The sequence below is a fragment of the Butyrivibrio sp. genome, assembly GCF_017940685.1.
Lineage (GTDB): Bacteria > Bacillota > Clostridia > Lachnospirales > Lachnospiraceae > Butyrivibrio.
In genome coordinates, this window is the sequence record NZ_JAGAYD010000257.1 from 1 (window position 1) to 14,025 (window position 14,025).

Consider the following 14,025-nt stretch of genomic DNA (forward strand, 5'->3'; position numbering starts at 1 on the left):
AAGGCTGTGACAGGCTATAAGGAAATTAACCTTCGTGGAATGCGCCTTGTAAAGGATGGCGGCTATCTCGCAACATGTTCCTGTTCACACTTTATGGATGAGGAGCTGTTCCTTAAGACTATTGGTGATGCAGCAAGAGATGCCCACAAGAGGCTTCGCCAGGTGGAGTTCAGGCAGCAGGCTATGGATCATCCAATCCTCTGGGGCGGATCGGCTTCATATTACCTTAAATTCGTGATCTTTCAGGTTGTGGATGAAATGTAAGAATTGACACATTTTTTCATTGACAAAACATAGTGCGCTGCAAAATAATAAGAATAACTTTAACACTTTAACGCAAAGGAGAATACTATGTTTGTCGACACTTTCTGGTCCTTACTTCCTGCGATCATAGCGATTGCACTGGCGCTTATCACCAAAGAGGTTTATTCTTCACTCTTTATTGGTGTTGTTGTCGGAGCAGTGCTCTATTCTGGATTTAGTTTTACCGGAACAATTGAGCATGTTTTTGTAGATGGTATGATCGCACAGCTTTCAGATTCCTGGAACGTTGGTATCCTGATTTTCCTGGTGGTTCTGGGAACCATGGTCATGCTCATGAACAGAGCGGGAGGCTCAGCAGCCTTTGGAAAATGGGCAGTAACTCATGTTAAGACCAAGGCTGGGGCACAGGTTGCTACGATAGTCCTTGGAATGCTGATCTTTATTGATGACTATTTTAACTGCCTTACAGTAGGTTCAGTTATGAGACCGGTTACTGACAAGCAGAAGATATCAAGGGAGAAGCTGGCATATCTTATCGATGCCACAGCAGCTCCTATCTGTATCATCGCGCCAATTTCTTCATGGGCAGCAGCCGTAACAGGCTTTGTAGATGGCGTGAATGGTCTTTCACTTTTTGTTCGTGCTATTCCTTATAACTTCTACGCTCTTCTTACAATTGCCATGATGTTTGGGCTGACATTCATGAAATTTGATTATGGCCCAATGAAGCAGGCTGAGGAGCACATTAAAGTAAAAGATTACCTTCCTTCATTTGGAGATGGCGAAGGACTTCTTGGTGCCAGCGACCAGCCAGCACCTCCTGTATCCGTAAAAGGTAAAGTTATCCATCTGATATTCCCTATCGCTTCTCTAATAATCTGCTGTGTTATTGGAATGATCTACACAGGCGGATTCTTTGATGGTGCAAGCTTTATAGATGCTTTTTCAGGATCTGATGCTTCTGTTGGTCTTGTTTACGGATCAGTAGCAGCGCTCATCCTTACAGTTATTTTCTTTATTGCAACAAGAGTACTTAGCTTCAAGGACTGCATGAACTCAATTCCTGAAGGCTTTAAGAGCATGGTTCCAGCTATCCTTGTTCTTACACTTGCCTGGACACTTAAGTCCATGACAGATTCTCTGGGCGCAGCAAATTATGTTGCAGGAATCTTCGAGAACTTTGCCGACAACAGCGCAGTTATGAGCTTTATCCCTGCAGTAGTATTCCTTATTGGAACATTCCTTGCATTTGCCACAGGAACATCCTGGGGAACCTTCGGAATCCTTATTCCTATCATCGTAAACGTATTTGGCTCCAACATGGGCAACGAGCTTATGATCATCTCCATTTCAGCCTGTATGGCAGGAGCTGTTTGCGGAGACCACTGCTCACCAATTTCAGACACAACTATCATGGCCAGCGCCGGAGCACAGTGCGACCACATCAAACATGTTTCAACCCAGCTGCCTTACGCCATTACTGCAGCAGCAGTATCCTTTGTGGCTTACATCATCACCGGTTTTGTAAGGAACTGGTTTGTATGTCTGCCGATCGGAATCATCCTGATGCTCGGTACACTTTTGGTACTTAAAAAGACAGTCGCTAAAGAATAATAATATAAGACACGGGGACGGTTTGCTGACACGGGGACGGTTCTACTGTCAGGTTTTATCTTGATAAAACCTGACAGTAGAACCGTCCCCGTGTCAGCAAACAGTCCCATTTTTTATTCTTCGAAAAACAATTCTTTAAACTCATTTCGCCCCGGAACCCAGGCTTTTTCATAGATATGGGTGAAATGGTTTTTCACAGTCTGTTCTGAAATTCCAAGCATATACGCGATCCTTCGATTTGAAAATCCGGACACCTTTAGAAAGCCCAGTTCCAGTTCACGTTTTGTAAAGCTGAATTTCTGTGCAATTTTGAGATACTGTTCTTTTGTGATCTCAGATTGTTTCATTCACCCAGGTCCATTTCTTCATTCATTTTTTTCTCTGCGTTAAGACGAAGTGGCAGAAGCAGGAATTCAATTATCACGGCGTAAAGTCCTGAAAGAAAACATACTGCAAGTTTTGGACCGAAAGAAGCGGGATCATCAAGATGTCCCATCAAAAGCACGCTGGATATGATGATGGCAAAGAGTGCACCATATATGGTCAGTTTCTGCGCGGCATTTACTGCTTCGATTATGTTCTTGAGCTCCAAAAGTGAAAACGTTTTGATGCCAACAGAAAATGATCTGGTAAAATCCTTCCAGGCCCCCATGATAAGGAGTCCGGGGATTAAAAATAGCACTATTATCAGAAGTGAAGGCATGTCAAGAAACCATGCTATAGCTGATAATCCGTCGCCTCCTAATACTACGTTAAACAAAAAGATTCCAAGGAACAATAATAATTCTCCAAGAAGGACAAATCTGATATTTTTCATGAAATTCTCCTTTCCCATCTAGTAACGTTCTATCTTCTTTGACTGTATCACATGCTTTCGCGGTAATATATAGTACCTTTTTAGAAAGGGATTGTTTCAAAACATGCCAAAAGAACCGTCCCCGTGGCTCTTGACAAAAAATAGTCTGTCAATTATCCTCTTCTTTATATATTTTCAGAAAAAAGAGTGTCAGGAGGAGATCAGTATGGAATTAATACGAGTACAGGATTCGGACTACAAAAAAACTTACGAGCTCTATATGTCTTTTCCCGAAAATGAAAATGGCTATATGAACAATGTCTATGGCTATAATTATGAGCAGTTTCTCGAATGGATTGAGAAAAAGCGAAACTGGTCACAGGGAAAAGAGCTTCCGGAAGGGTTTGTTGCGGATACGACATATGTCCTTAATGATGAGGGTACCTACGTAGGCGTTTTCAATCTCCGACACTATTTGAATGACTTCCTGAGGGAAGGGCCGGGGCATATCGGCTACTGCATCTCCCAAAAATACCGCGGAAAGGGCTATGCTACAAAAGGCCTTGAGCTGACCCTTAAAAAGGCAAGGGAGATAAATATCCACGAAGTCTACATGTCGGTGAACAAGGACAATCCTGCAAGCCTTAAGGTGCAGCAAAAGAACGGCGCTTATATCCATCACGAGAATGAGACTGAGTACTTTACCAGGATCAATCAGATACCGGAGGGCGCTTCAAGGCAGGATATTGTCAGTAGCTTCTACAGCCAGTATGAAGAAGATGTAAGACTGGAGCGAAGTGTACATGGAAGGCTTGAGTTTGCTACCACCATGAACTACATCCACAGGTTCGCCCATGAGGGGGCAAAGGTCCTGGAGGTAGGTGCAGGCACAGGGCGCTATTCCATAGCTCTTGCAAAAGAGGGAATGGACGTCACTGCAGTTGAACTGGTAGATAAAAACATTGAAGTACTAAAGGAGCATGGCAAGGGAATTTCTAACTTGACGGCTTTGCAGGGGGATGCTACTGACTTAAGCGCTTTTGCAGACAGCTCTTTTGATGTGACCCTTGTATTTGGCCCTTTATACCACCTGTATGATAAGGAAGAAGTAAGCAGGGCTATCGATGAGGCCATCAGAGTAACAAAAAAGGATGGAGTTATATTGTTTGCGTTTATTTCAGTCTATGCCATCATGTATTCCAACTATTTTTATGGAAACTGGGGATTTGGACAGGAAGAGAACTTTACTGAAGATGGCAGGGTAAAGCACTTTAAGGAACAGCTCTTTACCGGATATGATATTGCAGAATTTGAGGACCTGTTTAATGATAAGCCTGTAGAATATATTACAACCACTGGCGTCGATGGACTTTTAGAGCCAGTAGAGCAAAGGGGCGATTTTAGCGTTTCTGACGAAGACTTTAAGAAACTTTCTGCATGGTATCTGACAGTATCTGAGAAAAGAGAACTTTTAGGACTTACAAATCATCTATTGTATATTTGTAAAAAGAAATGATAAATGAGTTAGCGGGTGTGGTTCTTTTGTGACAGCGGGGACGGTTCTTTTGTCATGTTTTAGCATGATAAAACATGACAAAAGAACCGTCCCCCTGTCACGAAAGAACCGTCCCCGTGGCTTGTTTAGTCGAGGTTGAGCTTGTGGCTTGTGGTGTAGATACACCCAAAGTACATAAGACCAGTAGCGATGATGCTGATGATCAGATTTACGGTCATGGTGTGCGAGAAGTATTTGGTAGGATCAAGGTCGTAGTCAGAAAGAAGCATTCCAAATGAGCCGCTGGTAAGCTGGACGATAGTGGTAACGATCCTGGTTACGATGGTGATGGCGAAGTATGCAACAACAGAGCCAAGGACCTTGTGCTTTTGCCAAAGCTGGCCAATACACATAGAGCAGTAGAAGATCAGAATGCCTGAGAACAAACTTACAATACCAAATATTATATAAAGAACGATGGTTCCTGGAGCTACTCCAAAAGCTTCGATGATTAAATCTTTAAAGTCATAGAGAAAATCAAGGACTTCATCAAGGGCCTCTTTATAGCCTGCTATCATGACGCCCCATACAGCTAAGCAGATACTTAGAGTTACACATACAGAGTTTATAAGCTGAAAGATAACAGCTGATAGGAGCTTAGCGGATACTATTTGAGTAGCAGTTGCAGGAAGTGTAAATGTAAGATACCCCTGGGAACTGAACATGCTGCGGTAAAAGTGCACTACGATATGAACAAGAGTAAGGACGCTTAAGGATACGAGCAGCATCAAATATCCAACTACTCCAAGTACTAAAAGAATTATCAAAATGCTTGGCATGTCTTTTATCTGAACAGCCACAAACCCAACAGCGCCGACGATGACGCCTAGCAAAAGAGCTACAACATCCAATAGTAAAAATATCTTCCAGGTATCAATAATCTCATGTTTTAGTAATTTGCCGAACATCTATATACCTCCCTGAACAGTTCATCAACGGACTTACCTTCCCTTGCCCTGAGGTCATCAGTAAAGGCATGAAGAGCAACCTGTCCATTGTGTAAAAAGATTACTTCATTTAAAACTTTCTCAACATCAGCAATAAGATGTGTTGAGATCAGGATTGTGGCCTGTGGATCGTAATTGGTCAAAATGGTATTTAAGATGTAATCTCTTGCAGCAGGATCTACGCCTGCGATAGGCTCATCCAGAATATAGAGCTTGGCGCGTCTGCTCATGACAAGGATGAGCTGCACCTTTTCTTTATTACCTTTAGATAAAGTCTTGGGCTTGGCCTCTGGATTGATCCCAAGCTTTCCAAGCATGTCATAAGCCCGGTATGGATCAAAGTCACTATAAAAGTCCACAAACAGGTTGATGGTGTCCTTGATGGACCTGTTGTCATCAAGATATGTCTTATCAGGAAGATAAGAGATGACGCGTTTTGTTTCTATACCAATGGGCTGTCCGTCTACAAAAACAGATCCACTTGTGGGACGAAGAAGTCCGCACAGGATCTTGATCATTGTTGTCTTGCCGCTTCCGTTTGGTCCAAGAAGGCCAACTATTTTTCCACTGCCAATCTCAAGATTGACGTCGTATAGGGCTGTACAAGCATCATAGACCTTGGTAAGGCCCCTGATTTCAATAAGTTTACTCATTTCATTACTCCTCCTCCAAGTGATTTTACCATGATATGACCATTTTCAATATATAGATTGCGCACAATGAAGACGGGTGTTAGAATCAAGAGGATGAGCCAGAGGGCTCAAACCTACATATTTACAGGAGATGAGAAACCATGACAGACTACAAGTTACTTGCTAAGCAGATCAAAGCTCTGGCAGATGATGAACCAAACTTCATTCCGGTTTTTTCGAATGCCTCAGCTCTTTTATATGACAACATGGAAGACCTTAACTGGGCAGGCTTTTACATTATGAATAAAGGCTCCCTTATGCTGGGACCTTTCCAGGGTAAGGTTGCCTGCATAAGGATAGAAGTGGGAAAGGGTGTCTGTGGAACAGCAGTAGAAAAAGATGAAACGCAGCTTGTAAAAGATGTGCATCAGTTCCCCGGGCATATCGCCTGCGACAGTGCATCCAACTCAGAAATTGTCGTACCTATCCATAAAGATGGACATGTAGTGGCAGTTCTTGATATCGACAGCCCAAGCCTTTCAAGGTTTGACGAGGCTGACAAAGAGGGACTTGAAGAGTTCGTAAGGGCCCTTGAAGAAGTAATAGAATTCTAAGGAGGCAGGATATGATTTCTTTTGCCAGTGATTACACAAAGGGCGCACACCCTGAGATTTTAGAGCGTCTTATGGAAAACAACTTCGATCAGATGCCTGGATATGGCACTGATGATATATGCAGGAGCGCCGCAGACAAGATCAAGGAAAAGTGCGGCTGCCCAGATGGAGATGTGTTCTTCCTGGTAGGCGGAACCCAGACTAACCAGACCATCATCGATATGCTGCTTAAGCCCTACGAGGGAGTTGTGGCAGCTGACACTGGACACATAGCAGCCCATGAGGCAGGTGCTATCGAGTTTTCCGGACACAAGGTCCTGACCCTTCCTAATAAAGGGGCAGAAAAGGACACTGATAAATACGGATCCGATGTGGGTAAGATAAACGCATCTGACCTTAAAAAATATCTTGATACCTTCTACGGCGATGGCAACCACGAGCACATGGTATTTCCCGGTGCTGTTTACATTTCACACCCAACAGAGTACGGAACTCTTTACACTAAGAAGGAGCTTACAGACATTTCAGCAGTCTGCAGGGAGTATAAGATCCCGCTTTTCCTTGATGGCGCAAGACTTGGATATGGTCTTATGAGCAAAAGAACTGACGTCACAATGAAGGATATCGCATCTTACGTGGACGTATTCTACATTGGAGGAACCAAGGTGGGAGCCCTCTTTGGAGAAGCAGTTGTGTTCCCTAAGGGAGTACCAACAGCCCACCCTGTTCCGGTTATCAAGCAGCACGGAGCCCTTCTTGCAAAGGGATGGCTTCTTGGTATTCAGTTTGACACTCTTTTTACTGACGACCTTTACTTCGAGATAAGTGAAAACGCAATTGAGATGGCAGAGCTCCTTAAGGAAAGACTGACAGAAAAGGGATATAAGTTCTTCCTGGATTCTCCAACAAATCAGCAGTTCATTATTGTAAGTGATGACAAGTTAAAAGAGCTGTCACAAAACGTAGGCTACAGCTTCTGGGAAAAGTACGATGACACTCATACAGTTATAAGACTTGCCACTGATTGGGCCACAACGGAGGAAGATGTTGAGACTCTCATGAAATTCTTATAAAAAAGTTTTTGAAACAAGGGGCAGCTGCAAAAATGCGCAGTTGCCCTATTTTTGCGGGTTCCCACTTTGCTCATTAGGCGCGTTGAAGGGTAAGCGGTTTAAAGTGATAAAGTTTTTTGTTGACATCCCCCTGGGTAAGCGCTTACTATGGTTAATATACATCAATTGTATACACGTATAAGCATTAATATCACCAGGAGGATGACAGTATGAAGAAAAAGATTTTGTCAGTCATGCTGGCTTCAGTTTTAGCCATGAGCATGATCGGATGCGGAAGCTCTGCTGTTAGCGGAGTTACTGAGACAGAGACAACAGAGTCTGCAGATTCTACCCAGAGCGCAGACACAACAGAGAGTGCTGATGCTACTGCAGCAGAGGCTACAGGAGAGGGTTCAGGAGAGGATCTCAACGTAATGCTTGAGACACCAGTTGAGTCACTTGACCCACAGCAGGCAACAGACGGAACATCATTTGAGGTAATCGCTGATTACACAGATGGTCTTATGCAGATGGATGCAGATGGACAGGCTGTAAACGCTATCGCTGAGAGCGTAGACGTTTCAGACGACGGACTTACATATACATTCCACCTTCGTGCAGATGCTAACTGGAGCAACGGCGAGCCTGTAACAGCAAACGACTTTGTATTTGCTTGGCAGAGAGCAGTTGATCCTGAGATCGCTTCAGAGTATTCTTACATGCTCAGCGATATCGGTCAGATCGTAAATGCACAGGAGATCATCGACGGTGCTAAGGACAAGTCAGAACTTGGCGTAACAGCAGTTGATGACAAGACACTTGAGGTTAAGCTCAATGTTCCTGTCAGCTACTTCCTTTCACTTATGTACTTCCCAACATTCTACCCTGTAAACCAGGCTTTCTATGAGAGCGTTGGCGATACATTTGCTACAAGCCCAGAGACAACTCTTTCAAACGGTGCATTTGTACTTGACGACTATCAGCCAGCAGCAACAGCTATTCACCTTACCAAGAATGCTGATTACTACAATGCAGACAGCGTTAAGCTTGCAGGTCTTAACTACCAGGTTATCCAGGATTCACAGCAGGCTCTTATGAGCTACCAGAATGGGGACCTTGATACAACTCTTGTAAATGGTGAGCAGGTTGACCAGGTTAAGGATGATCCAGCATTCCAGGCAATTGGTGCAGGATACATGTGGTACATCAGCCCTAACATCCAGGATGTAAAAGAGCTTGCTAACTTAAATATCCGTTACGCTATCACAATGGCTCTCAACAGGGAAGCAATCACAACAGACGTACTTAAGGACGGTTCAGCTCCTACATTCACAGCAGTTCCTATGGACTTCGCAGCAGGTCCAGACGGATCAGACTTCTCAGCTGACCAGACAAAGTTCTCAGATGTATGTAAGTACGACGCAGCAGCTGCTGCAGACTACTGGGCTAAGGGACTTGAGGAACTTGGCATCACAGAGCTTACACTTACAATGATCCACGATGCAGACGATGCTCCTATCAAGGTTGCACAGGTTGTTAAGGAGCAGCTCGAGACAACACTTCCTGGACTTACTGTTGAACTTCAGCAGATGCCTAAGAAGGAGAGAGTACAGCGTATGCAGGAAGGCGAGTTCGAGCTCGGACTTACACGTTGGGGCCCTGACTATGCTGATCCTATGACATACCTTGGAATGTGGGTAACAGACAACTCCAACAACTACGGTTTCTGGAGCAATGCTGAGTATGACAAGATCATTGACGAGTGCACAACTGGCGAGACAGCTATGGATGCAACAGCTCGTTGGGCAGCACTTTACGATGCTGAAAAGATCGTAATGGACGAGGCAGTTATCTTCCCTCTCTACACACAGTGCAATGCTGAGCTTATCTCTACAGATGTATCAGGAATTGAGTTCCACCCTGTTGCTCTCAACAGAGTATATAAGAACGCAGTAAAGAACTGATCAAAAAATAAGGCATAAAGAAGGCTGCTGCGCGAAGATGGGTGGTGGACGCTATCTGTCTTCGCGCAGTTTCTCTATTGGGGTAGTCATGAAAAAATATGTTATTAAAAGAGTGGTGACAGCTCTTTTCACACTGCTGGCCATCACACTGATACTTTTTATACTAATGCAGCTGATGCCGGGTTCTCCATTTAACGATGAGAAACTTAACGACACTCAGAGAGCTGCATTATATGCAAAATATGGACTGGACAAACCGATAATCGTTCAGTTTTTCCAGTATGTCTTTAACATGTTCAGAGGAGACCTTGGAGTTAGTTACAAGATTTCCAAGAATACACCGATCACACAGCTCATCGCATCCCGTCTTCCAATTTCCATCGGAGTTGGATTTGCGGCAGTTTTAATAGGTGCTGTTGTTGGTCTTTTGCTGGGCCTTTTGGCTGCCTTTAAAAAGGACACATTCTGGGACACCCTGGCAACAATCATTTCAGTAATCGGAGTGTCAGTGCCTTCCTACGTGTTTGCGCTGGCTCTGTCTTATCAGTTCGGATTTAAACTCAAGTGGTTCCCAATGCTCTTTTCAGCAAAAGATGTGATAGGATCCAGCGTCCTTCCTTCCATATCCCTGTCCATGTTCACCATGGCTTCAATAGCGAGATTTACAAGGGCGGAGATGATAGAAGTTTTAGGATCTGACTATATGCTCCTTGCTGAGTCCAAGGGACTTTCGGGCAACAAACTTATCTTTTCCCATGCCCTTAGAAACGCCCTTATTCCTATCATTACAGTGCTTGCACCGCTTGTTGTTGACCTTATGACAGGTTCCCTTGTTGTGGAAAAGATCTTTTCAATCCCTGGAGTTGGGTCACTTCTTGTAAACGCAATCCAGTCTAATGACTATAACGTGGTTATAGCCCTTAGCTTTATATATTCAGCAATGTACATCGGGATCATGCTGGTAGTGGATATCCTCTACGGCATCATCGATCCAAGAATTCGTGTGGCAAAGGAGGGAGACTGATATGGCAGAGACAGCAGCAGTACTTACAAAAGAGCCCTACGTGCCTACAGATGCGGATTTTAAGCTTAAAGGGAACGATAAAGACATCCTTGTTGATTCTAACTTTGCTTCCCAGAGCTTTTGGAAAGAGGTTGTTGCAAGGTTTAGAAAGAAAAAGAGCGCAGTATTTGGACTTATCTTCGTGCTTGTGATCACTTTCTTTGCCTTTGTTGGACCTTCAATGAACAGCTACACATACTCGGGGCAGGATCTGGCCAAAAAGAATCTTGCGCCGAGGATTCCTCTTATTGAGTACACAGGCTTTTTTGATGGTCATGAAAACATCGCAACCACCAAGGGAACCAAGACTGTTAACCTCTATTTTGAGAATAAGCTTCCTGATACCTTCTACTGGTTTGGAAGTGACAACTTTGGACGTGACATCTGGACAAGAACCTGGTCTGGAGCCCAGGTTTCACTTATCATCGCAGTTGCAGCGGCTATCATCGACATGATCATCGGTATGAGCTACGGCCTTATTTCCGGATATTTTGGCGGAAAAGTGGATATGGTGATGCAGAGGATCTTAGAGATTGCCAACGGTATCCCAAGGCTTGTTATCGTAACTCTTCTTCTTTTGGTGTTTAAGCCTGGTATGCTGACCATCATCGTGGCTTTGATGCTGACAGAATGGGTGGGAATGAGCAGGATCGCAAGAGCTGAGATGCTGAAATTAAAGGAGCAGGAATTCGTTCTTGCATCAAGAACATTGGGCGCTGGAAGCATGCACATTATTTTCAGTGAGGTCCTTCCTAATATCATCGGACCTATTATAACTCAGGTTATGTTCTCTATTCCTACAGCGATCTTCACCGAAGCTTTCCTGTCCTTTGTAGGACTTGGAATTCCGGTACCAAGATGTTCACTTGGCTCCCTTATTTCAGAAGGCTTCAACAGCTTTACAACGCACCCTTATCAGATAATTCCACCAATTGTGGTTATGGCGCTTCTGATGCTGAGCTTTAACCTGGTGGCAGACGGTCTTAGAGAGGCCCTGGATCCCAAGCTTAAGGAGATGTAAGACCAGATGAGTGAAGAAAAGAAATTACGTGAAAAAATACTGGATGTCAAAAATCTTGACATCACCTTTGAGACAACTGCCGGTAAGGTACATGCCATCAGAGGAGTCAATATAGATCTCTATCAGGGTGAGACTGTTGCCATTGTTGGTGAGTCCGGCTCTGGTAAGTCAGTTACAATGCGAGCAGCAATGGGTATCCTTGCCAAGAATGCAGTTGTAAACAGCGGAGAGATCATCTACAGATATCGCGACAACGTAGGCGGAATCGACTACAACCCTGAAAACGACGCTAATGCGCAGTGGAAAGAAGCAGATATCCTTAAAATGGACAAGAAGTGGATCAGGAAGCACATCAATGGCCGAAGGATCGCAATGGTGTTCCAGGATCCCATGACCAGTCTTGACCCTACCATGACCATTGGTAAGCAGATCATGGAAGGAATGATCTGGCACTACAAGATCGATAAGAAGGATGCCTATAACAGGGCAGTAAATCTTCTTAAGGAGGTTGGTATTGAGGATGCTGAAAAGAGAATGAAGCAGTATCCACACCAGCTCTCAGGCGGAATGAGACAGAGAGTTGTCATTGCTATAGCTCTTTCCTGTAACCCTGATCTTCTTATCTGCGACGAGCCAACAACGGCCCTTGATGTTAACATTCAGGCCAAGATCCTTGAGCTTATCAAAAAGGTTCAGAAGGAGAGAGATATTGCGGTAATCTACATTACCCATGACCTTGGTGTTGTGGCTAAGGTTGCAGATTACGTAAATGTCATGTACGCAGGAAAGATCGTTGAGGTCGGCAACATAAATGAGATCTTCTATGAGCCAAAGCACCCATACACCTGGGGACTTTTGTCAGCAATGCCTGACCTTGGAACAGACGACGACAGGCTCTACACAATCCCTGGTTCACCTCCAAACCTTCTCCACGAGAAGGAGGGAGATGCATTTGCACCTAGAAATGCTTATGCACTGGAGATTGACGACAAGCTTGAACCTCCAATGTTCCAGATTTCTGAGACCCACTGGGCAGCCACATGGCTCCTTGACCCAAGAGCTCCCAAGGTAGAGATGCCAAAAGAGCTTAAGGCTAGAATTGAGAGAATGAAGAAGGAGGCAGGTGTTAATGACAGCAAATTATAATGCAGAGCCTCTTTTGGAGGTAAAGGGACTTAAGCAGTATTTCCCTGTCAGCAAGACATATACAGTTAAGGCAGTAGATGACGTGAGCTTTAAGGTATATCCTGGCGAGACATACGGCCTTGTTGGAGAATCAGGCTCAGGTAAGTCCACTATAGGAAGGAGCATCATAAGGCTCTACGACCCAACAGAGGGAACCATCAATTTCTGCGGAATGGACATCTCCGGAAAGATGAGCAGGGATGTAAAGGAAAAGCTCCGTATCCAGATGCAGATGATCTTCCAGGACCCAATGGCTTCCCTTAATCCAAGAAAGAAGATAAAAGATATCATTGGAGAAGCCCTTGATGTACATCACTTCTATAACAGCAAGGCAGAGAGGGACCAGCGCGTTGAGGCTATCCTTGAAAAGGTAGGACTTGCCAAGGAACACGCTGACAGATATCCCCATCAGTTCTCCGGCGGACAGCGTCAGAGAGTAGGAATTGCAAGAGCCCTTATCCTTAATCCTAAGCTTGTAATTGCGGATGAGTGTATTTCAGCTTTGGACGTTTCAATCCAGGCTCAGGTTGTAAACCTTATGAAGGACATCCAGGCAGAGCTTGGAACAGCATATCTGTTCATCGCCCACGATCTTTCAATGGTTAAGTACATCTCTGACAGGATCGGAGTTTTGCACCTTGGACATTTACTTGAGACGGGAACAACGGATGAGATCTTCTCAAATCCAATCCATCCCTATACGAAATCTCTTTTGTCTGCGATCCCGATCCCTAATCCGGAGCTGGAAAAGAACCGCGAAGCCATAAACTACGACTACAAGACGTCCGGGATTGACTACACTAAGGGCACAGAGCACCTAGTTAGCGGTTCCCACTACGTAAAATGTACAGACGAAGAGTTTGAGGCATGGACAAAGAAGTCCGTCTGAGCCGTACATTTTAGCGAATTAGTTCTTGCATGTTTTAACGATTAGTAGTAGAATGTGTGCATTATAAATAGAAAAGCTGTGACGAAGACAGTAGATAGCTATCGAAAGTTTACAGAGAGCCTGCGGTTGGTGGAAGCGGGTACAAGTAGTTGCTATTCGAAAATCACTTCCGAGCTGCAGGATCAAAAGAAAAGATGACAAAAGAACCGTCCCCGTGACATGTTTTTATTTCGAGTAGATCTTTGCCGTGAGTCCCCACGTTAACGGGAAGCGTATTCAACCGGAGACTCCGGCGCGTATGTAAATGGGTGGTATAACGAGTGTATATTATTGGCCTCGTCCTTTTTACAAGGACGGGGCTTTTTATGTGATGAAAGGAGCTCAAAATGTATAACAAAGTCGATACCGATATGAATTTTGTCGGCAGAG

At 44.3% G+C, this 14,025-nt stretch carries 13 protein-coding genes and 1 pseudogene; 10 read left to right on the forward strand and 4 right to left on the reverse strand.

What is annotated here, in order from left to right; translation table 11 throughout:
• Both J6I68_RS15440 and J6I68_RS15445 read left to right on the forward strand, forming a co-directional pair.
• Nucleotides 1-264, forward strand: a pseudogene (locus tag J6I68_RS15440) (rRNA large subunit methyltransferase I); the annotation flags it as partial.
• Nucleotides 265-351: 87 nt separating this feature from the next.
• On the forward strand, nt 352-1,878 hold the full coding sequence (locus J6I68_RS15445) for a Na+/H+ antiporter NhaC family protein (protein ID WP_292221605.1): 1,527 nt from the start codon (nt 352-354) through the stop codon (nt 1,876-1,878).
• A gap of 113 nt (nt 1,879-1,991) precedes the next feature.
• Here the strand turns inward: J6I68_RS15445 and J6I68_RS15450 are convergent, their stop codons facing one another.
• Both J6I68_RS15450 and J6I68_RS15455 read right to left on the reverse strand, forming a co-directional pair.
• Nucleotides 1,992-2,225, reverse strand: a complete 234-nt coding sequence (locus tag J6I68_RS15450; protein WP_292221606.1) for a helix-turn-helix transcriptional regulator — start codon at nt 2,223-2,225, stop codon at nt 1,992-1,994.
• Nucleotides 2,222-2,695 carry a hypothetical protein gene (locus J6I68_RS15455; RefSeq protein ID WP_292221608.1) on the reverse strand — a complete coding sequence of 158 codons (474 nt, stop codon included), beginning with the start codon at nt 2,693-2,695 and terminating at the stop codon, nt 2,222-2,224. Before J6I68_RS15455 ends, J6I68_RS15450 begins: the two co-directional genes overlap by 4 nt.
• Before the next feature lie 205 nt (nt 2,696-2,900).
• On the opposite strand from J6I68_RS15455, the gene J6I68_RS15460 reads away from it, so the two are divergent.
• On the forward strand, nt 2,901-4,190 hold the full coding sequence (locus J6I68_RS15460; RefSeq protein ID WP_292221610.1) for a GNAT family N-acetyltransferase: 1,290 nt from the start codon (nt 2,901-2,903) through the stop codon (nt 4,188-4,190).
• A 125-nt stretch (nt 4,191-4,315) separates the two neighbouring features.
• Here J6I68_RS15460 and J6I68_RS15465 read toward each other — a convergent pair whose 3' ends face one another.
• Nucleotides 4,316-5,137, reverse strand: coding sequence for a hypothetical protein (locus J6I68_RS15465; protein WP_292221611.1), 822 nt, complete (start codon nt 5,135-5,137; stop codon nt 4,316-4,318).
• Nucleotides 5,119-5,829, reverse strand: a complete 711-nt coding sequence (locus J6I68_RS15470; RefSeq protein ID WP_292221612.1) for an ABC transporter ATP-binding protein — start codon at nt 5,827-5,829, stop codon at nt 5,119-5,121. The genes J6I68_RS15465 and J6I68_RS15470 overlap by 19 nt, the downstream gene beginning before the upstream one ends.
• 140 nt (nt 5,830-5,969) lie before the next feature.
• Between J6I68_RS15470 and J6I68_RS15475 the strand changes: the two genes are divergently transcribed.
• From J6I68_RS15475 to J6I68_RS15505, 7 genes are all read left to right on the forward strand, one after another.
• Complete coding sequence (locus tag J6I68_RS15475) at nt 5,970-6,422, forward strand: GAF domain-containing protein (RefSeq protein ID WP_292221613.1); 453 nt, start codon at nt 5,970-5,972, stop codon at nt 6,420-6,422.
• Nucleotides 6,423-6,433: 11 nt separating this feature from the next.
• Complete coding sequence (locus J6I68_RS15480) at nt 6,434-7,495, forward strand: threonine aldolase family protein (RefSeq protein WP_292221614.1); 1,062 nt, start codon at nt 6,434-6,436, stop codon at nt 7,493-7,495.
• Nucleotides 7,496-7,704: 209 nt separating this feature from the next.
• Nucleotides 7,705-9,438, forward strand: a complete 1,734-nt coding sequence (locus tag J6I68_RS15485; protein WP_292221615.1) for a peptide ABC transporter substrate-binding protein — start codon at nt 7,705-7,707, stop codon at nt 9,436-9,438.
• 88 nt (nt 9,439-9,526) lie between these two features.
• Nucleotides 9,527-10,462, forward strand: coding sequence for an ABC transporter permease (locus tag J6I68_RS15490; protein ID WP_292221616.1), 936 nt, complete (start codon nt 9,527-9,529; stop codon nt 10,460-10,462).
• A gap of 1 nt (nt 10,463) precedes the next feature.
• Nucleotides 10,464-11,522, forward strand: a complete 1,059-nt coding sequence (locus J6I68_RS15495) for an ABC transporter permease (RefSeq protein ID WP_292221617.1) — start codon at nt 10,464-10,466, stop codon at nt 11,520-11,522.
• 6 nt (nt 11,523-11,528) lie between these two features.
• Entirely contained in the window at nt 11,529-12,668 is a 1,140-nt protein-coding gene (locus J6I68_RS15500) for an ABC transporter ATP-binding protein (RefSeq protein WP_292221618.1), read from the forward strand.
• On the forward strand, nt 12,652-13,596 hold the full coding sequence (locus J6I68_RS15505; protein ID WP_292205326.1) for an ABC transporter ATP-binding protein: 945 nt from the start codon (nt 12,652-12,654) through the stop codon (nt 13,594-13,596). The genes J6I68_RS15500 and J6I68_RS15505 overlap by 17 nt, the downstream gene beginning before the upstream one ends.
• Nucleotides 13,597-14,025 lie beyond the last annotated feature (429 nt).